This window comes from bacterium (assembly GCA_021108215.1).
Taxonomy (GTDB): Bacteria; Oederibacteriota; JAAXVQ01; order JAAXVQ01; family JAUVAV01; genus JAIORK01.
Window position 1 is genome coordinate 20,747 of the sequence record JAIORK010000055.1, and the last position, 20,250, is coordinate 40,996.

The 20,250-nt window shown below is 46.4% G+C and carries 17 protein-coding genes; all 17 read right to left on the reverse strand.

Features of this window, described 5'->3' with window-relative positions; translation table 11 throughout:
* Window positions 1–67: 67 nt before the first annotated feature.
* Complete coding sequence (locus K8S19_12890; protein MCD4814572.1) at window positions 68–1,495, reverse strand: YchF/TatD family DNA exonuclease; 1,428 nt, start codon at window positions 1,493–1,495, stop codon at window positions 68–70.
* Window position 1,496: 1 nt separating this feature from the next.
* Window positions 1,497–3,032 carry a methionine--tRNA ligase gene (metG, locus tag K8S19_12895; protein MCD4814573.1) on the reverse strand — a complete coding sequence of 512 codons (1,536 nt, stop codon included), beginning with the start codon at window positions 3,030–3,032 and terminating at the stop codon, window positions 1,497–1,499.
* Between the two features lie 58 nt (window positions 3,033–3,090).
* Window positions 3,091–4,038 (reverse strand): hypothetical protein, encoded by a 948-nt coding sequence (locus K8S19_12900; GenBank protein ID MCD4814574.1) that lies wholly within the window; start codon window positions 4,036–4,038, stop codon window positions 3,091–3,093.
* Between the two features lie 50 nt (window positions 4,039–4,088).
* Window positions 4,089–5,075 (reverse strand): DNA polymerase III subunit delta', encoded by a 987-nt coding sequence (gene holB, locus K8S19_12905; GenBank protein ID MCD4814575.1) that lies wholly within the window; start codon window positions 5,073–5,075, stop codon window positions 4,089–4,091.
* A complete protein-coding gene (gene tmk, locus K8S19_12910; protein ID MCD4814576.1) occupies window positions 5,065–5,727 on the reverse strand; it encodes a dTMP kinase in 663 nt (220 codons plus the stop codon). The genes holB and tmk overlap by 11 nt, the downstream gene beginning before the upstream one ends.
* Window positions 5,728–5,919: 192 nt before the next feature.
* Window positions 5,920–6,708, reverse strand: coding sequence for a Nif3-like dinuclear metal center hexameric protein (locus K8S19_12915; protein ID MCD4814577.1), 789 nt, complete (start codon window positions 6,706–6,708; stop codon window positions 5,920–5,922).
* A gap of 54 nt (window positions 6,709–6,762) precedes the next feature.
* Window positions 6,763–7,653, reverse strand: coding sequence for a hypothetical protein (locus tag K8S19_12920; protein MCD4814578.1), 891 nt, complete (start codon window positions 7,651–7,653; stop codon window positions 6,763–6,765).
* A gap of 82 nt (window positions 7,654–7,735) precedes the next feature.
* Window positions 7,736–9,433 (reverse strand): formate--tetrahydrofolate ligase, encoded by a 1,698-nt coding sequence (locus K8S19_12925; GenBank protein MCD4814579.1) that lies wholly within the window; start codon window positions 9,431–9,433, stop codon window positions 7,736–7,738.
* A 174-nt stretch (window positions 9,434–9,607) separates the two neighbouring features.
* The gene (locus K8S19_12930; protein ID MCD4814580.1) at window positions 9,608–11,083 is read right to left on the reverse strand and encodes a HEAT repeat domain-containing protein; all 1,476 of its coding nucleotides are present in this window, start codon (window positions 11,081–11,083) and stop codon (window positions 9,608–9,610) included.
* 122 nt (window positions 11,084–11,205) lie between these two features.
* Window positions 11,206–12,312 carry an AAA family ATPase gene (locus K8S19_12935; GenBank protein MCD4814581.1) on the reverse strand — a complete coding sequence of 369 codons (1,107 nt, stop codon included), beginning with the start codon at window positions 12,310–12,312 and terminating at the stop codon, window positions 11,206–11,208.
* Between the two features lie 308 nt (window positions 12,313–12,620).
* Window positions 12,621–15,041, reverse strand: a complete 2,421-nt coding sequence (locus K8S19_12940) for a homocysteine S-methyltransferase family protein (GenBank protein MCD4814582.1) — start codon at window positions 15,039–15,041, stop codon at window positions 12,621–12,623.
* On the reverse strand, window positions 15,034–15,660 hold the full coding sequence (locus K8S19_12945) for a hypothetical protein (GenBank protein ID MCD4814583.1): 627 nt from the start codon (window positions 15,658–15,660) through the stop codon (window positions 15,034–15,036). The genes K8S19_12940 and K8S19_12945 overlap by 8 nt, the downstream gene beginning before the upstream one ends.
* A gap of 56 nt (window positions 15,661–15,716) precedes the next feature.
* Complete coding sequence (locus tag K8S19_12950; protein ID MCD4814584.1) at window positions 15,717–15,971, reverse strand: winged helix-turn-helix transcriptional regulator; 255 nt, start codon at window positions 15,969–15,971, stop codon at window positions 15,717–15,719.
* On the reverse strand, window positions 15,962–16,381 hold the full coding sequence (locus K8S19_12955; GenBank protein ID MCD4814585.1) for a hypothetical protein: 420 nt from the start codon (window positions 16,379–16,381) through the stop codon (window positions 15,962–15,964). The genes K8S19_12950 and K8S19_12955 overlap by 10 nt, the downstream gene beginning before the upstream one ends.
* A gap of 8 nt (window positions 16,382–16,389) precedes the next feature.
* A complete protein-coding gene (locus K8S19_12960; GenBank protein MCD4814586.1) occupies window positions 16,390–16,788 on the reverse strand; it encodes a hypothetical protein in 399 nt (132 codons plus the stop codon).
* A 465-nt stretch (window positions 16,789–17,253) separates the two neighbouring features.
* Entirely contained in the window at window positions 17,254–17,805 is a 552-nt protein-coding gene (dcd, locus tag K8S19_12965) for a dCTP deaminase (GenBank protein MCD4814587.1), read from the reverse strand.
* Between the two features lie 261 nt (window positions 17,806–18,066).
* The gene (locus tag K8S19_12970) at window positions 18,067–19,533 is read right to left on the reverse strand and encodes a leucyl aminopeptidase (GenBank protein MCD4814588.1); all 1,467 of its coding nucleotides are present in this window, start codon (window positions 19,531–19,533) and stop codon (window positions 18,067–18,069) included.
* Between the last annotated feature and the right edge of the window lie 717 nt (window positions 19,534–20,250).

The following is a 20,250-nucleotide window of genomic DNA, read 5'->3' on the forward strand; positions in this document are numbered from 1 at the left end:
AAAAAAATCCTCCCGATGTTTTTTTATTCATCAGCCATACCGTTTCCCGCACCCACACGCAGAATTGTCAGTCCAAACACCGGACGTCTTCCGGTGTCCCCAAACGCTGGTGGGCGCGTCCGCGATAGCGGGCCCCCAGTTGGTGACATACTGTTTTTAGTTTCTCGACGTCCATCGCAGGCATTTCAACGGCGGTTACCGTTACCGGAAATCCCGCCTGAACCGCACGGCCGATAAATGCCTGGACTGCCGAATAAACACCCTGGCCGGCCGCAGGCCGCACCCATGCGTCGTACTGCTTCTCATCCGAACTATTCAAAGAAACCGACCATTCATCAATCAAGCCCTTGCATTGCGGAAGAATATCTTTTTGGTAAATTACATCCGCATGTCCATTGGTATCCACACGCGTACGGCCGCCTTTGGCTTTCACCACCCGGGCTACTTCCAAAAGCGTCGTGAGCCGCAACAGCGGTTCGCCGAACCCGCAAAACACCACTTCTGAAAAAACGGTCGGATCGCCCATGGCCGCTATGAGTTCTGCCGCACTTGGCTCCCGCTCCAATGTCAGGTCATAGGTTTGAACCTGGCGTTGCGTGTGGCGGGGACAAAACGTACAATCGGCACTGCAACGATTGGTCAAATTAATATAAAGATGTCCCTTAATTTCATACACCAGCCGCCCGGTCCCTGAATCCAGTTTAAATAATTTCCTTGCATTGGCGCTGGTTTGTTCCATCAATGCTTCTACGGTAATGCCGCGAACTTCTGCAACCGCTTGGGCAACTTCCGCCAAATAGGCTGGTTCGTTTCGTTTACCCCGGTTGCTCTGCGGCGGCAGATAAGGACAATCCGTTTCCAGGAGCAACCGTTTTATCGGCACCTGGCGGACAACCTCACGGATTTCCTGGGATTTCGGATAGGTCAGCGGTCCGCCGACACCTATATGAAATCCCAGCTCCATGATTTGTGATAAATACGTCATCCCGCCTGAATAACAATGCATCACGCCGCCGTTGTGAAAAGGACCGGCTTTTTCTAAAAGTCGCAATGCATCCTCATCGGCTTCCCGCACGTGAACAATAACGGGCAATTCAAAGATCCGGGCAATTTCCAGCTGTTGTGAAAACGCCTGTTGCTGAGCCGCCCGGTCCGGCGCTGGATAGTCTGGAAAAACATGATAATCCAGGCCAATTTCCCCCAGCGCGACAACTTTATCCCGGCTCAATTGATCACGCAGTTCAATAAAGGATTCCGGCGATGTTCCGGGGAATTCATGCGGATGCAGCCCGACACCAAAAAAAATATTTTTTCGATCTTTAAAATATTTAAATGCCTCTCGATTGGCTGCAACCGTTGATCCGGCATTCACCATCGCGACGATACCGCTGTGTTCGGCCCGTTCCAATACCGCTTCGCGGTCCGAGGCAAACGCCTCGTCCTCTAAATGTACGTGGGTATCAATCAAACCTGTTCCTGTTTTGACGGATGTCACGTTATTTTTTTTCCTTTTCCAAACGGGGAAACAGCGGCCCGCTTTTGGCAATCATTTGACCTGCCGACAGTTTTCCCCAGCCGGCTTCTTCCGGAAATACCGGAATCCGGTTGGGAGAACCGTCTCCCAGCTGCTCTAAAATCCGCGGTGTGGTCCCGGGCATCACCGGTTGAATATAGCAGGCAACCAGCCGCAGGACCTCCAGTAGATTATACATAACCAGATCAACTTTTTCTTGCTCCTGATTTTTAAACAATGTCCAGGGGGATGATTCCTCAATATACTTGTTGGCCCGCTTAACCAGATCCCAAACCAGCGTCAGCGCACCTGAAAAATCCAGCCGCTCCATGTGTGCCGCACAGTTTTCATATAAGCTGTCCGCCATTTCCCGGAGAACATTTTTATTCGTTGCCTGGTCAATTTGCGGCACCCGGCCCCCGCAATATTTTTCCACCATGGTCAGGCTGCGATTTAATAAATTACCCATATCATTCGCCAAATCGCTGTTATAACGCCCGACCATCTCTTCTTCAGAAAAATCACCGTCCCCGGAAAAATTATTGGCGGCGATTAAAACATAGCGAAACGGATCAACACCATACTCTTTCACCATATCCATCGGATCTAAGACATTGCCGCGGGTTTTGGATATTTTCTCGCCTTTGAGATAAATAAAACCGTGCCCGAAAACCCGCTTGGGCAATGGCAGTTTTGCCGACATCAGCATGGCCGGCCAGATCACACAATGAAACCGGGTGATATCTTTGCCAATAACATGAATATCCGCAGGCCAATATTTTTCAAAATCCGCCATGTCTTGAGGAAATCCCAGCGCTGAGATATAATTAATTAAAGCGTCAAACCACACATAAATGATATGTGAGTCATCATTTGGAAACGGAATCCCCCACTTGGCGGTCGCGCGAGAAATGGAAATATCCTGCAGCCCGCCCTTGACAACATTGATAATCTCGTTGCGTCGAGATGCCGGTTGGATAAATTCCGGATTGGATTCAATATGTTCCAACAATAAATCGGCATACTTGGAAAGTTTAAAAAAATAATTTTCCTCAGCGAGCCATCTGGGTTTGGTGCCGTGGTCCGGGCAATTCCCATCCGTCAATTCGAGTTCTTGATAATATTTGTTACAGGAATCACAGTACCAACCCTCGTAGTGACCTTTATAAATATCCCCGTTTTCCGAAGCCCGTTTCACCATTTCCCGGGAGGCCGTATGATGCCCGGGCTCTGAAGTACGGATAAAGCGGTCATACGATATCTCCAGCGCCTGCCACGTTTCCTGGAATATCTTTGCCATATTGTCGCAATATTCGGCCGGTGTCTTTTTTAGTTCTGCGGCGCGTGTCTCAACATTGGCCGAATGCTCATCCGACCCGGTTACAAAACACACATCATAACCTGTCATGCGCTTCCAACGGGCCATGACATCTGTTGCTATTTCTTCATACGCATGACCAATATGCGGTTTTGAATTGGCATAGGTAATTGCGGTTGTAATATAAAATCGTTTACTCAAAGACACCCCCTTACCCCCTTCTTCAGCCTTCTTTTTATCACCTGTTTTTTATTCTTGTTTAAGTGCTGCTTTTAGTATTTCTTTTATGATTGCGATTTCCCTTGCGCCTAAAATTACTCCGGCGTTTTCCGGGTTTTGGCCCCTCACGGTGCTGATTCTGCGGGGTCTGTACGTTTGGCTGCCGTGCCGTATCCCCTTGTGGTTGCGGGACCGGTGAAGATTCAGCCGGTTGCTTAATCGTCTCTGCCGCAGGCATCAAATCCTTTTCCCGACAGGTTGTTTCACAATTTTTGCAGGGGGCCTTCATCTGCTTGGTGGTTGTTTCGGCGGATGTATTCTCCTGGCTTTTTTTTCTTTTTCCCTTTCCGCTGGCCCCTTCATATTCATATGCAAGGCAACACATCAAACGCCCGCACAATCCGGAAACCTTGGTCGGATTAAGCGATAAGTTTTGCTCTTTGGCCATGCGGATGGATACCGAGGCAAAATCCTTCAGAAACGTGGCGCAGCATAACGCCCGGCCGCAACAACCCACTCCGCCCAGCCGCCGCGCCTCATCACGAACCCCGATTTGACGCATCTCAATTTTTATTTTAAGTGCTTGGGCCAATTCCTTGACCAACTCCCGAAAATCAACCCGGTTTTCTGCAGTAAAAAAAAATACCGCTTTTCGGCTATCCAGGGTATAACTCACATCCACCAATTTCATCTGCATTTTTTTCCGGGTCACTTTTTCGCGACAGAGCTTATGGGCTTCTTGCTCCTTTTTCGTATTCTTTTTTAACTGCTCATGGTCTCTGCCGGTTGCGGCGCGTACAATCCGCTTCATCGTTGCGTGTACCCGATTTTCCGGAATTTCACGTGCCGCCCTCACCACCCGTGCGATTTGCAATCCCTGTTCACCCTCTACCACACAAAAGGCATCCAGGGACAATTTTTCGTTTATCGCGAGAAAATAATGAACACCGCCGCCTTTTAATAATTGAACACCTATTACTTCCGGCACTGTAACACCTCTACATTTTTATTATCGTGCTAACACGAACACCCGCTTGGCTAGATGCCTTGCAAAGGTCGTTCGAGCCGTATAAATAAATTCTCCAGCAGCAACTGACTATTAACATTTCTTTTCAATTGTTCCAGCGCATGCAGTAATACGCTGCATTTTTCCACCAGGGCTTCCGCTGTTTCTTGCCGGACTGCCTGTTCCAGCGCCTCCATCTGATCACGATTGATGATTACGCCCTGCCCCCCTTTTTTAAGCAGTACCAATAAATCCCGGTACCAGGTTAGCAAAAAGGAAAAAATTTCAGGCAGTTCGGTGCGGTAGTCTCCCAACTGGTTTGCCAACACCGGCCACTGACCCGGTTGAATTTCGCGCACCATGCCCAGTACTTTATGACGCAATTCCTGTAACTCCGGATCAGCCAACCGCAAGGCCTCTGCCGGCCGTCCCCCGGAAAGCATTGCCAGGGTTGCGGCTTCTTCTGAAGAAATTTCCAGACGCGTAACCAACCATGAGGTCAGCACCTTTTTTTCCAGTGCACGGAACCTTATTTCCCGGCAGCGGGACCGGATCGTCTCCAAAAGAGAAAACGGGCGGCTGGATATTAATACAATGACAACATTTTCCGGCGGCTCCTCCAACAGCTTTAAGATACTATTGGCGGATTCAAGTGTCATGGCATCCGCCGGATCAAGCGTATAAAGCTTGGTCTTGCCTTCCAAAGGTTTTAAAATCACCTCGCGCTGCAGATGCTCTCGAATTTGCTCTATTTTTATCGACTGGCCATCCGGCCCAATATGCTGGACATCCGGATGTGTATTGACCGCTATTTTTCGACAGGCCAAGCAGTCGCCGCAAGCATCATTGTTTTCCGGTGTTTGACAGTTCAACGCTTGGGCCAAGGCAATCGCTGTTGTCTTTTTACCGACGCCTTCGGGGCCCGAGAAGAGATAGGCATGCGCGATACGCCGGTTGACTAATGAACGTTTGAGATAATCAACCGCATGGGACTGCCCTCTGATTTGACTAAACGGCATGACAGCGCTTCCGGATCCATTTCATTTTTTTCATGACTTTTTCCCAGCTTTGCTCTATCACCTTCTCCAGCGGCTGATCCGCCTGAATAAGGCAAACACGGTTTGAATGCTTTTTCGCGATATCCCGGTAACCTTTGCGCACAGCTTTTAAAAAAGCCGAGGGTTGTGCTTCCATACGGTCATGCCCGGATTTGGCTTGAAATGCCCGCTTGAGTCCCTTTTCCAAAGGCAGATCATATAAAAGTGTAAGGTCCGGTTGAATGCCTCCGGTGACAAAACGATTGGCCTGTTCAACAAAAGCAGCCGGTAATTTCCTTCCTCCGACCTGATAGGCCACTGTTGAATCATGAAAACGTTCACATAAAACAATCCGATTATTCAGTAATGCCGGTGCGATGACATCCGAAACATGCTGTGCCCTAGCTGCCAAAAAAAGCATCAATTCCGCTTTGGGAGTCGGCGGCACGCCTGATGTTTCTAATAATAATTTTCGTATTTTTTCTGCCAAGGGGTGCCCCCCTGGTTCACGGGTTTCCGTCACCTTAAAGCCGGCATCCCGCAGTCGCTTTGCCAATTGCTTAAATTGGGTACTCTTTCCAGACCCATCGGGTCCTTCCAGCGTTATAAAAAATCCACGCTTCTGCTTGACCATATATATATGAAACCTTTCAAAATGATACTATTCACCGATTATGCTTTTCATAAAACACTATTTAAGATGCAAAATCAAGTACTTAATCAAAAAACAACCAGGCAGTTTTCCACAAGGCCTGTGGAAAACTGCCTGGTTGCTATAAAAACAAATAAAATCATTTAAAAACAATAATAAAACATACTCACCTTTTCATAAACCTGTGGGAAAATCTAGAAAAAAGCACTTAATTTGAAATATTCTTTCTAAAAATCGCCCCAATTCACGCACACCCAAGGTCTCGGTTGCATAATGTCCGCCTGTGATAACCGTGATCTTATTTTCTTTGGCAATATGATAAACCTGATGAGCAATCTCGCCTGTAATATACGCATCATATCCAAAACATGCAGCCTCGGTTACCATATCGCCACCGCCACCGGAAATAATCGCCACTTTATTAATTTCTTTTTTACCAAACCCAAAAACACGATGGTTCCCGCCTGTAATCTTACTTAAATGCTCTCCCAGTCGATCCTGACTGACCGGCCTGTCCAGCTTCCCGCCGATACCAATGGTAATGCCATGATAATTACCAAAAGGCTTTGTTTGCTTAAGGTTAAGCGTCTTTGCCAACAAAATATTATTCCCCAGTTTTGGGTGAAGATCCAATGGTAGATGGCTGGCATAGAGTCCGATATTATTTTCCAGCAAGTGCCGGACTTTATGGTAAAGCGGTCCACGCAAACAACTCGCCTGCCCCCAAAAAAGTCCATGATGAACAATAAGCAAATTAGCTTTTTTTTCAGCAGCAGCTTGAATAGTGTCCCGGGTTGCATCAACTGCAAGCGCTACACGTCCAACGCGTCCTACCGCTTCAACCTGAAGGCCGTTGAGGGATTGATCTACAATAGTGTCCGTTTTCAATTCTTTATCCAGACGGGCTACAACCTGCTGAAGGGTTGGCATCATGATCCATTCAACACCTTTGAGTTTATTCAAATTCCCTCAGAGTGGGGAATTCTCGGCGAACATATTAAAAACTTTTTTAGCTGTTTACTTTGCGGATTCACTCCAATATCCGGTAATGTTTTCCATAATAAAAACCTTGTCCGGCTGCATAACCTCATCCTCACTTAAAATTTTCCATTGAATCGGTTCCGGAAGTAACAGTGATTTAACCTCTGCATTTTTAATTTCAGTTTCAAACCGGCGGTCTACAATGACCAGTGAATCATCGGAATACCAAGCCGTGATGTCCCGCTCACTCCCACTCCACAACTCGATATTTTTTCTTTTGCCAAACAAATCATTCATCTGCGCGCTCACACCCTCGCGTGGTTCCGCGTGGACAACCGCCACTGTATTTTTTTTGCGCACAAGCTGAAAAAAATGAATATACGGAGAAAAATTAACATTGGCTTTATTTGCCGGAAAAGCATTGTACTCCCCGTATTTTCGGCTCCAAAGAACCGGCCATCCGGTATCCGCATACATTTTCAATACATAGCTGGCACGCTGCCCCGCCTGCATCACTTCAAACCGGTATGTCATTTCAACAAATTTTTTCATTTTTTTGGCCGGATTTAAACGCGATCGGATAATCGTCCACTCAATAACATCAACCCGAAACCATGTTTTTCCACCACCTGGATAGGGTTTTATTTTTGTTGGGAGTATTGACTGGACACGCTTATAGGGGATTAAATAAAATAAAGAAACGCCCCGGCCCCGCATATCCAACGGCGCTTGGGGAATTCTCCATGGTTTCGGGGGTAATTTAAGTGACTCTGGTCTGAAATCAGCCTGAAGCTGATCAGCGGGTTTTGTTGGACGGTCTTTTTTAATCATGGGTGCAACATCTGCTGCCGGTACGGCAGCCTGTAAAGAGGAGAACCCCATCAAAACACATAGTGCGAATAGATATATTGTAAGAAATAAACGCATCACTATTCTCCCTGAAAAATAAGCTTTATTTTCATTTCCTATCTCTTTATACTATTAGCTTATCACATTTTTTCCCGAGATTCTAAAATAATCCAACCACCTTACCCTCGGAGGTAATATCAATCTGATTGCCTGCCGGCACAGAAGGCAAACCGGGCATGGTCCGCATATCACCCAACAGGGGATAGAGAAAACCCGCCCCCACGCTGGCTTGAATATCCCGCACCGGAATTCTAAAACCGCTTGGCCGCCCTTTGAGCTTCGGATCATGTGAGAGGGAAAGATGCGTTTTGGCCATACACAGCGGCAGTTTGTCATAACCCAGGGTATTATAGAGCTCGATTTTTTTCTCAGCCGCAGGAAGATAATCCACACCCGATGCACCGTAAATTTGAACCGCAATGGTTTCAATTTTCTCTTTTATCGATGCGTCCAGCGGATACAAAAATTTAAAATCACTTTTTTGATCAGCTGCCGCCACCACTGCTTCCGCCAATTCTCTGCCGCCCTCACCACCACGAGCATGAACATCGGACGGAACAGCCGCAGTGGCGCCGAATTGGAGGGCCTGTTTTTTCACCAGCTCAATTTCATGATCCGTATCCGTCTGAAAACGGTTGAGCGCAACCACCACCGGTACCCCATGCAGTTTAACCGCATGGATATGCTGCTGCAAATTTTCACACCCTTTTATCAACGCCTCATCATTGGGCTTGGCCACAACTTCCGGATCAAGCGGCTTTCCCGGCCGAACAGAAAACGCATTGCCATGCATCTTCAATGCCCGGATCGTACAAGTCAAAATCACAGCATCCGGTTTCAAACCTGAATAGCGGCACTTAATATTCATAAATTTTTCACAGCCACAATCTGCACCAAAACCACTTTCCGTCACCACATACTCACCCATACGCAACCCCAAGTGATCGGCAATAATCGAAGAATTACCCGGCGCAATATTTGCAAACGGTCCGGCATGCACCAGCACCGGAGTATGTTCCAGTGTTTGCATCAAGGTGGGCATGATGGCATCCTTCATAAGGACCGCCATGGCACCGGCACATTTCAAATCTTCAGCCGTGACTGCTTTGCCATCCCAATTAGTCCCAATCACGATCTCACCCAGCCTTTTTCGCATATCCTGAAGATCACTGGCCAGTGCCAGAATCGCCATAACTTCCGAGGCGACGGCAATATCAAATCCGGTTTCCCGCGGATAGCCGTTTTCTTTCCCTCCCAAACCAACAGTAATTTGACGCAAGGCCCGATCGGAAATATCAACAACCCGTTTCCAGGTAATGGAAAAAGGATTGATGTTGAGTTTATTGCCATGCAGGATGTGGGAATCAATATAAGCGGCCAAAAGATTATTGGCCATGGAAACAGCATGCAAATCACCGGTCAAATGAAGATTGAAATCTTCCATGGGGATGACCTGCGAGTACCCGCCGCCGGCAGCACCGCCTTTGATACCGAACACCGGACCCAGCGACGGTTGTCGGATACAGGTCACAACACTTTTGCCGATTTTTGCCAATGCCTGGGAGACGCCAATCGTCGTGACCGTCTTGCCCTCGCCCAAGGGTGTGGGTGTGATCGCCGTCACATCAATATACTTACCCAAGGGACGATCAGATAGCCGTGCAATGGCAGACAGACTCACTTTGGCTTTGTATTTACCATACTGTTCCAATTCATCCTCTAAAAGACCTGCCGCCCGGGCAATCTCAGTAATGGGTTTTAAAGGTGCGGACTGGGCAATATCCAAATCACTCATCATTTTTTTTGACATGCGTTTCTCCCTTTTTCGCGCGATACCTATCATCAACCTATACTCAATTAACAAATCCTTCACTAAAAAACCAATGTACGATATTCCACATGCATTACTGTGTTGGCGGTAATTAAAAAAACCGCGCCGATGATCACCAGCGCGGTTTTAAATCATAGGCACTCAATTTTTCCGTATATTATTTTTTTTCTTGGATTTCTTTTTAGCCGGCTTCGATTTAATTTGTTTTTTTTCTGCCGCCTTTTTTGCATCTTTCATCGCTTTTTCCGCTTTTTCCCGCTCAGCCTGCAATGCCTTCAGTGCTTTGCCGGGATCTTCGCCCTGCTGAATTTTGCGCAACAAATCTTCCGGCGGTACCGGCATGTCATTACGCATCATTTTAATCCCGGTTTTCCGCTGTGTCTCCATACGTTTTAAAATGTTTTCAATATGCCGTTTAATCCACTGGCTTTTTTCCTCATCCATGGCTTTTTTTAATACTGCCTCAGCTTTTTCATTGCCGATGGCATCCAATCCAGCCACAGCCGCCCACCGAACTCTCTCCGCAGGATCATAGATCAATTTTCCCAATTTGGCCACCGAGGTCGAAGTTTTCAAACGCCCCAGGGCATTGGCCGCTTCTTCGCGGATGGATTCATCTTCATCGCCCGCCATCTGGTCCACAATTTTCATATCCTTCGCAGTGACCATTTCCGCCAATGCATGAGCACCTGCCAAACGAACAACCTTGTCCTTCACTTTCAATAACGGTACCAGCGCCTTACGCGCATTCTCGGTCCCCAACCGCCCTAACGCCAAGGCTGCCTCGCGCTGCGTCGTGGATTCTTTATCCCCCATAGCTTTTATCAATACCGTTTCAGCCCGCAGATCATTAATACTTCCCAAGGCCATCACGGTGGTACGCCTTACAAAAACATCCTTACTTTTTTCAAGCACCGCAATAAGATCGGGCACCGCTTTTTTCACTTTCATCCGGCCCAATGCCATGGCGGCATCGCCTTGAACCATCGGGACATCCTTTTTCAGGGCTACAATAATGGCATCAATCACTTCGGGAGAATCATATTTTGTCAGCACCCAGATTGCACGCCGACGCACCAAAACATCTTCGTCTTTTGTCCCTTTAAATAAATCGGTTAAAACCGCTTCCTGTTTAAAATTACCCAGCGCCAACATGGTCTGCTCTCTGACCAAAACCGAGGGGTCCCCCACAAAAGTCTTTATCTTTGGAAGATGATCCTTCGTGCCCAATTTCCCAAAGGTATACACCGCCGAGGCCCGAACCCGCTCGTCTTTATCCGCCAATAACGGTTCTACTTTTTCAAGCTGTGCGGCATCACCCCACGCGCGCATGGAAATCAACGCGTTTTCCCGAACCCGGGCATCTTCATCACTTAAAGCCTTTAGTAATTGCGGGATAACGGATTTATCTCCCACACCGCCCAAAGAGAGAACAGCCTCCCGGCGCTGCACGGGATCTTTGGCCACCAGCATGCGGGAATACTTACTGATCATCATCTTTCGTTTATTTTCCCAGGAACGGGGTGAGCGAAACTGAATCGAGGCGATAATGGCTGCGGCAGCGAGCGCCAGCACGGCCATTGTGATCCATATTATCTTGGTCTTCTGACTCGCCATAAATGACCCTCCTTAAATAGCTGTCGATAACTGTATTTTTCTTTATATATATAGGTCAAAAAAAACAAGATTGTAGATTATAGCATGGCTGGAAAAATCACGCACGAAAAAAATACGGCTTTCTATTTCCAGTCCGGATAAATTGCTTTAAAATCAAAGTGATCATGTACCAATTTGATGGCATGCTCGATTTTTGATGTTTCCTCAGGTGATATTTTTACCATCAGGTCATGAATCTGAGACGCAACTGTGTAGGTGTCTTTCGAACAGGTAATCACCGGAATTCGGGAGCGATAAATCAATTCCAAAATGGCCGGATGCGGAATGGTATGCCCGGTCAGAACAATTCCGGAAACCATGGCGATATCGGAATTTTCCTCAGCCAGCGCCATACCGATGACAGCCAAAATAATATCTTCCCGGTCTCCCGGTGTAATAATAAGTGATCCGTTCTTAAAATAATCCAGCGCCTGATGCGCACTCATGGCCCCGACCAGATTGTGCTTAACCGGTGCGTCCAATGCCCGCTCATCAAGATCATGATTCACCAAATCGCCCTCAATCTCTTCCATGACTTCTCTCACTGTTGGCGCTGATAAAACGTCGTCAAAGGGTATGACACCCAGTACCTTGATCCCCTTTTTTTCAAATCCTTTTATAACCAATTCCTGGACGCGTTCATATTTGTTAGTTTTAACTTTGTTGACCACAACACCCGCCAGCGGGACTCCGGCTTCTTTCAGCAAAACATAGTTTAGCGCAACTTCATCAATCGGCCGGCCCACCCCGCCGGGTGCCACCATCACCACCGGTGTATCCAGCAGCTTGGCCACCCGGGCATTGGAAAGATCCAATACGGACCCGACACCCGCGTGTCCGGTGCCCTCCACAACGACAAAATCACGGTTCTGGCTGATACGCTGGTAGGCCGCTAAAATATTTTTCTCCAGCGCATCATTGCGACCATGCCGGATAAAATCAGCGGTAAAACCCTTTCCCACTCTCACCGGATTCATGTCCTGCAAAATTGCCCGGGTATGGAATACCCGCTCCATGAGCAGGGCATCTTCATCCACCTCAGCGCCATCCGCTAAAATCGTACGCTGACCGACGGGTTTAATATATCCGACATTAAGATTTTTTCGATGGAGATTACCCATCAAACCTAAAGAAAGCAAGGTTTTCCCTACATTTTGTCTGGTTGCAGCAATAAATATTTTGCCGGTCATGGTCCCTTCCTTTTAAAAAACTACTTAGTCGCTACTGAAAAAGTCAAATTAAAACTCATTTCATGATGAAGCCTGGTCAAACGATTGAGCAAGTACGCTGCCGGGATTCGGATGATACGATGATACCTCACCTTCGTGTCCGCTATTTTACTGTCTATCCTCATCCCCGTTCCGTGCTTTGTCCTTTGGCAGCTCACGCGATCAATCGTTTGACCAGGCGATAGCGTAATTTTTGTATTTTCATACGCACAGGTCTTTTTTACTGTTTCTTCAGTATTCCCAACACTTTTCGTGTTTTTCAGGATCGACTACTTATGCTTTTGCAACAGTGCATCCATGAGTTTAATACTTCTGCCCGCATCCGCGCCATACCCGTCGGCGCCGATTTCATCGGCATATTTTTGCGTCACCACCGCGCCGCCTAAAACGACCTTAAACGGCAGTTTACGCCGGCGTACCAAGTCCACCACCTTGGGCATCTCCGTCATGGTGGTTGTCATCAAAGCGGACAACCCGATAAAATCCGCCTTGTGTTCAATCGCCTTTTCAACAATTGTTTCCGCATCCACAGACTTTCCCAGATCAATAACCGTATAACCATTGTTCCGCAATAAAAGTGCGACAATTTTTTTTCCAATATCATGTACATCGCCTTTGACCGTCGCGATGACGCCGCACCCCTTTTTTTTATGATCTTCCTGCTTCAAATAGGGTGTCAAGTACGCAACACCTTTTTCCATCGTCTCCGCAGATCCAATCAACTGCGGGAGAAAGTACTCGCGTTGATTGAATTTGTCCCCAACCAATTGAATGGCAGGCACCATGATCTTCTGGACAATTTCAATGGCTTTCGTCCCCTGATCCAAACATGTCTGCAGCAACGGTTCCACCACATCCTTGTCCCCTTTGACAATACATTCTTGAACCCTCTCGGTCGGCGTTTGATCCGGTTGCTTCGTTGAGGCGGCCGGTCCCGAAACAGCGCTGTCTTTAAAACGTGCAATAAACCGCCTGCTTTGCAAGTCACGGCCGGTCAATACTTCCGCGCTGTGCTTAACATCCATCACCAACTCAACTGCGGGATTCGCAATCACTGCAGACAAACCCTGCCCGGCGGCCATGGCCAAAAATGTACTGTTGACCAATCCCCTGGCAGGCAGCCCAAACGATATATTGGAAAGACCCAGAACAGTATTGAGCTTCAATTCCCGGGTAACATAGGCCAGGGTTTCCAATGTCGTTCGGCTGTGCTCCGGATTGGACGAAACCGTCATCACCAGCCCATCAACGACCATCGCCTGACAATCGATCCCGGCTTTTTCACAGGCGGCAATAATCGTTTTCAGTACTTTTTTTCTTTCCGTCACCGTCTCCGGTATGCCGGCATCATCCAACGGCAGCGTGATAAATGCAGCACCGTACTTTTTCAAAACCGGTACCAAGTGCGCTAATTTTTCCGCCTCACCTGAGAGTGAATTCACCAGCACCCGGCCCGGATAAATCTGCAGAGCCGCTGCAATGACTTCCGGCTTGCTTGAATCAATGCAGAGCGGCAAATCCGAAATCACTGCCAGTTCTTTGACTGCCTGGACCATCACGGCTTTTTCGTCAATCCCGGGCATGCCCACATTCACATCCAGAATATCCGCACCCTGCTCTTTTTGCTCCCGGGCAAATTCCTTGACCAATCCCATTTGACCGGCCTTGAGTGTCTCCTGTAATTTCAATTTTCCGGTTGGATTGATCCGCTCACCAATAACCCGGATCGGTTCAGCTTGTCCGGCATCCAAACGCACACTCTTGCGCGCACTGGATATCAGCAGCGGCAAGGACGCTTTTGCCGTAGTGTCCCGCTTACACCCCTTGAGTGCTTGCGCACTCAAGTGAATATGCTCCGGGGTCGTCCCGCAGCACCCCCCCAACCCTGAAACCCCTGCATCTAAAAACGGTTTGGCAAATGCAGCAAAAGCATCGGCTGCCATGGGAAAAACCGTCTCACCTTTTTGTATCACCGGCAAACCCGCATTGGGCTTCACAAAAATGGGGATCGTGGCCCAGGGGGCAATGGTTTTCACAATTTCCAGCATTTTATCCGGACCGGTTGAACAGTTGATGCCAAAACCTGCCGCACCCAATGACTGAAATACATTAAGACAGGTCAAGGGATCACTCCCGGTGAGGGTTCGCTGGGATTCATCAAACGTCATGAATACCACAACCGGCAAATCCGTCATTTCTTTGGCAGCCAGCAATGCAATCCGCGCTTCCTGGATATCAATCATGGTCATGATGGCAATAAAATCAACACCCGCTTCTCCCAAAGCCTTGGCTTGTTCCCCGAATATTTCCAGCCCTTCCTCAAATGCTGTTTCTCCAAAGGGCTGATAAAAAATACCTGTGGGTCCCATTTCACCGGCAACCCATTTTTTTTCTTCCCGGGCAACCTGAAGTGAAATTTCAGCCAACCGGCGGTTCATTTCAGTGACCTTGGTTTCCAAACCGTAATTTTTCAGTTTGATACGGTTGGCGCCAAACGTTGGGGCCAGGACAACATCCGCACCTGCCTGAAAATAGTCTCGTTGGACTCTTTGGATAATTTCGGGATGTTCAATACAAAATGCTTCAGGCGAGACTCCGACCGGCATGCCGTATTTCTGGAGCAGGGTTCCGGTCGCACCATCGAACAGGAGCGTTTTTTTATCCAGCATCTGCTTGAAGGGTTCAGTCATTTACCGTGTCTCCTCTAAAAACCGGCAACAGTGCCGTCACTGTTTTCTCCGGAAATAAAATATTGCGATCATTTATAGTAATGCCATAGGCGGCGAAGTTCAATGCTTTAAAAAAATACTGCTGATGGGAAAGAAAAAAATCACCATAGCCGCAGGATAAACGCCGGCCGAGGGAGCACCCCGTCCGGCGTGTCTCCACGCCAATCTCCTGCTCAATAAAATCCAGTCCAAAATCAACTTTTTCAGATAAAACTGCGTCTAAAATACTCGCCATCTCCATATTGCCCTGTTCCTGGTAGTGCTGTAGCTCTGTATAATTTTCCAACATCACCGAGGCGCCTAAACAAAATACCTTCTCCGCTTTCGAAAAGCGCTCCCTAATCAAATTGCTCTGGAAACGATAATCCGGCAGTACGATCACATCCTGTTCAATGGAAAATGCCTTCTCCATATAAAACACGCGGACTTTGCTCTCCATGACAAATCGCTCAATGATCGGTTCATATTTAGGCAGAATTTCATCTTTGGCTGCCGTCTTTTCACGGTATCCCAGCCGGGTCCAGATGGGCATACGCGGTACCGTGTTGAGCGGTAAAATTTTAACTTGTAAATCAGGCATGATAAATTCCTTTATAGCGTTTTAGTGAAAAAATGTGCCGACATTGGATCCTTTATTTAAATCAATTTCCAGTATCCATTCCGGGCAGAACCGACCCTGTGAATCAAACCCTCTTCCTTTAATTTCTTAATATTCCATTCAATGCCCCTGCGGGTTAAACCTGTCTGATCCATTAGCTCTTTTTGAGTGATTTTAGGGTTATCTTTAATCAAGGCCAAAATTTTCACCACAGTTTTTTCCACAGTCTTCACCACAGTTTTTTCCACAGTTTCGTCAGGTGATATTAACTCTATACAAACATTTAGAAAAATTGTTTGCCTAACTTATTACCATTGATATCATACGACTCTTGTTTAACTTTATTACCTTTCTTCCATTTTATTCTATATTTCACAAATCCTGTTTCCTCCCAATATTCTCGTTCAATTCCGTGTTTGCGATCATTTTTGTATGTAATATCACGTAAAAGCTTATCATTTCCTGAGTAATGTTTAAATATCCCATGTTGTTTACCATTTTTATAAGTTCCGGACTCATATCCTCCAGTAATGAAAAAAAGCTTCCACGTACCTTCGCGTTTACCATCTTGATTAGTTCCGTATTCTTTTAAATCACCATTTTCACGGTGCCATTTAAATGGACCCTCAAGTTTACCATTTCTATAAGTTGCAAGATCTCGTAGTTTCCCATTCTCAAAATAGCCCTTAATTTCTCCATCCATCTTGCCATTTATATAATTCCCTCCCCATTTAATTTACCGCTTTTAAAATAACCTTTAAATAATCCTTCGCGCTTGCCGTTTATATAATTATCTAAATCCATTAATTGTCCGGTCTCATAATATGTTTTTCTCAATCCTTCTCGCTTACCGTTTTTATAATTTACTTCTCCTCGTAATTTTCCGCTTTTATAATATATTTTCTCCAAACCTTCCCGCTCACCGTTTTTGTTAGTTCCTTCATATATAAATTCACCTATATCTGATCGATATGGCCCATTATCTGATTCGAAATAATTATCAGACACCTGGGTATTTTGTTTTTTATCCAGTGATGTTTCGGAATTAGCATAACTTGGTACTAATAAAATGTTTAGAAATATAAGTATATTAATGATTTTTAAATTCATTAATGCTCCCCTCCCCCGCAAATATGTGATCGTCTTTCTGGAACAGCTTAGTTGGCTCGCCTATTAAATTTCGCATGTTTATTTAATACTCCGATTTTTTAAACCCTTTTCCAATATGACCAAGTAAGTTTTATCAGCACAACTAGCTCAACCCCGTGACTGCCGCAGCGGTTCTGATTAAAAAACATCCCGCTCGCCTGTGTAAACCAGCACTTGATTATCCAAACGGATAAATCACACGGTCGCACAATTCTCCCGGATTTTTTTTAAAATATAAATTGATAGTAGCCATGCACTTCTATATGTCTGGTATGAAAATAAAAACTGTGCTGTTGGCAAACGTCTAAATTCTTTTTGAGGATACCATTCACTTTCGCCCAATCCATCACTTGGGGTGCAGTTTTTTCATTTTCAAAACAGACACTATAGGAGCGCACCACACACAGTAACTTTACTTTCATTAATCTACGTCTTCGAAAGTGTAATCCCCTTGGAGCCTTGATATTTCCCGCCTTTATCCGCATAAGAAACCTGCGGTATTTCTTCACTTTGCAGGAAAAGTACCTGGGCAATACCCTCATTTGCATAAATTTTAACCGGCATGGGGGTTGTATTCACAATCTGCATGGTCACATGCCCTTCCCATTCCGGCTCCAGGGGTGTCACGTTGACCAAAACACCGCAGCGGGCATAAGTGGACTTGCCCGTACAGACGGTGATGATATTTCTGGGAATCCTGAAATATTCCAAAGAGCGGCCCAGACAGAATGTCTGCGGCGGTAGTTCTAAAACCTCACCGATAAAATCCCGGAAATCCTCCGGTCGGGCTTTTTTGGGATCAACAACCTGTCCGGATGACTGTGGTTGATAGATTTTAAACTCATTGGTTAGCCGCATATCATATCCGTAAGAAGAAATACCGTAAGATACCACCCCGCCGGAAACCGGTTCACTGCACGGCTCTATCATGCCCTGCTCAGCGGATAATTTTCGAATAAGGTGATCAGGCAAGACCATATTAAGCTCCTTTTATTCCATTTTTATTTATTACATTTTCACTCGACTTTTTCAACTTTCCCTAGCGCGATATCAAACTCCGCCGGGGATGCGCTTTTGCAGCTCGCGAAAAGCCCGCCGCTTACAAAACTCGGTTTCGGAATAATTTACGGTGTTTTCCGTAAATTTGAAGAAATCGAGCAAAAATAGAAAAGGCCTCCGCAGAGCGAAAAAAGCACATTCACGACGGAGTTCAACTCAAATATGTAAAAGTTGTGATTTTCATTTTTGCAGCCAATCCAGGATTAGCCTTACGCCAACCCCTGTAGCCCCTTTTCCAAACACAGGACCCCCGACACCCCAGGCAGTTCCTGCAATATCCAGATGGGCCCACGGTGTGGTCCCGACAAATGCCTCCAAAAATGCGGCACCGACAATTGTTCCTGCTCCCGATTTGTTACCCATATTGGCAATATCGGCATTTTCGCTTTTAATTAAATCTTTATACTCATCCCACAGGGGTAATTGCCAGAGCTTCTCCCCGGATTTTACAGATGCCTTTTCCAGTGCTTTTGCCAGCCGCTCATTGTTGGTTACCAACCCGGAAGCAACATGACCCAGCGCAACAATGACCGCACCGGTCAATGTTGCGAAATCAATGATCGTCTCCGGATTATATCTTTTGGCATAAGTGAGTGCGTCTGCCAAAATCACCCGCCCCTCTGCATCTGTGTTTAAAATCTCAATTGTCTTACCGGATAAACTTTTCACAATATCCCCGGGACGGACGGCTGTGCCTGACGGCATATTTTCCGCAGCCGGGATGACTCCCAGCAAATTCACCGGGAGCTTGAGTTCGGCTGCTGCCTGAAAAATACCCAACACGGTTGCTGCACCGCTCATGTCGTAACGCATCTCATCCATTTTTGCCGAAGGTTTCAGTGAGATACCACCTGAGTCAAAGGTCACCCCTTTGCCCACAAGTGCAATCGGCTGCCGACCCGGCTTCCCTCCCCGGTAATTCAATTCAATGAGGACCGGAGGATGCGGACTACCTGCACCCACTGCCAACAACGCACCAAAACCTTTTTTTTCCAACGCCTTTTTCTGAAGAACGTTACACGTCATTTTGGCATACTTCCCGGCAATCTTTTTGGCCTCACTCGCAAGACCTTGCGGAAAGAGCTTATTCGCGGGCCGGTCTGCCAAACATCTGGTAACGTTGATGGCCGCTGCAACCTTCTCCCCTTTTTTTGCTGCTGCCAGACATACCGCCGGCTTCCGGCATGCCAACACAATCTCCAATCGTGTCTTGCCAGTCTGCTTATGCTCTGGTTTAAATTCAGTGTTTTTGTAGAGTGCCAGATGGCTGATTAAACTGAGTGTCATGGCTGTCTCTGATGCATCTGCCTCGGGGGGAATAAAGGATTCGAGATCAAAGGTAAGGGTTTTTATCTTCAGTTGAACCGCCTTTTTGACAATGCGTGCACAGGCTTTTCTAATTTTATCCAGGGTTACCTGATTTCTTTTACCTATATAATATAGAAGCAGCCTATCCATTTCTTTACAGGCTGGATAGAGGACATGCAACCCCTCTTTTTTCCCTTTGAGGTCCCCGGTTTTGTTTATCTGTGTGACTTCTTTTTGGACTGCTACCGGAAGTCCTTTCACGTTCAGCACATCATAAACACCCAGTACACAATTGGTGCTTTTCTTCACGGCATTATAATCAACAACTTTTACTGACATTGAAACCCTCCTTAAAAAACTCGCTATACTTTTCCAAATACTATTTTGGATCGCTGCGCTTGTGGGACAAATTCTGTAAAGAGAATTTAGTTTACGATGAGTAAAAAATCCAGGCAAGATAAAAAATGAAAATCCAGCGTACACCAACACGCTGCCTCGGATCATTACCCGGACCCACTGCTCTCCAGTTATAAAAATCCACGGGCTTACCCGGCATTCGCCGGGCAGGCTGTCCATCGTGTTCGCGCCAGCACGATAAAACACACTATCTTCTATTCACCCTACGTGATGATTTTCATCCAAGAGGCATGACTTCCTGCTTTGATTTCCCTCAGGCCGGGCTTCCTCTCCGCCGGACCAACCGAATACCCAAACCCCGAATTATATCAATGTGTATAATTTTGTTTTTATAAAATCCCCCTATTTCGATACTTATTTAGCACTTAAAAATAATAGATAGTCTTATTTTTAAAGGATTTCACAGCACAGGACATTTTTAGCCATTTTTTTACTATTTTGGTGTTTTTCAAATAATGCGGCTTATTTAAATTATTGAATCCACTTCTATTTTGCCTAACCCAAACTCGTTCTTTGAACAAACTATCTTCTACACGCTTGCTCAAATTTGATTTCCTTAATTTTCATGACTGCTCAGGAAATAAAACGAAGCTTTTTTTGGAACGGCATACGCAGGACTCGCAAATTAATTTTTAAAAA

Excerpts from the sequence above, each read along its gene's own strand:
- holB (MCD4814575.1), bottom strand. The coding sequence starts at position 5,075 with ATGCCGTTTAGTCAAATCAGAGGGCAGTCCCATGCGGTTGATTATCTC.
- tmk (MCD4814576.1), bottom strand. The coding sequence starts at position 5,727 with ATGGTCAAGCAGAAGCGTGGATTTTTTATAACGCTGGAAGGACCCGAT.
- K8S19_12920 (MCD4814578.1), bottom strand. The coding sequence starts at position 7,653 with ATGCGTTTATTTCTTACAATATATCTATTCGCACTATGTGTTTTGATG.
- K8S19_12925 (MCD4814579.1), bottom strand. The coding sequence starts at position 9,433 with ATGATGAGTGATTTGGATATTGCCCAGTCCGCACCTTTAAAACCCATT.
- K8S19_12930 (MCD4814580.1), bottom strand. The coding sequence starts at position 11,083 with ATGGCGAGTCAGAAGACCAAGATAATATGGATCACAATGGCCGTGCTG.
- K8S19_12935 (MCD4814581.1), bottom strand. The coding sequence starts at position 12,312 with ATGACCGGCAAAATATTTATTGCTGCAACCAGACAAAATGTAGGGAAA.
- K8S19_12940 (MCD4814582.1), bottom strand. The coding sequence starts at position 15,041 with ATGACTGAACCCTTCAAGCAGATGCTGGATAAAAAAACGCTCCTGTTC.
- K8S19_12945 (MCD4814583.1), bottom strand. The coding sequence starts at position 15,660 with ATGCCTGATTTACAAGTTAAAATTTTACCGCTCAACACGGTACCGCGT.
- K8S19_12955 (MCD4814585.1), bottom strand. The coding sequence starts at position 16,381 with ATGGATGGAGAAATTAAGGGCTATTTTGAGAATGGGAAACTACGAGAT.
- K8S19_12960 (MCD4814586.1), bottom strand. The coding sequence starts at position 16,788 with ATGAATTTAAAAATCATTAATATACTTATATTTCTAAACATTTTATTA.
- dcd (MCD4814587.1), bottom strand. The coding sequence starts at position 17,805 with ATGGTCTTGCCTGATCACCTTATTCGAAAATTATCCGCTGAGCAGGGC.
- K8S19_12970 (MCD4814588.1), bottom strand. The coding sequence starts at position 19,533 with ATGTCAGTAAAAGTTGTTGATTATAATGCCGTGAAGAAAAGCACCAAT.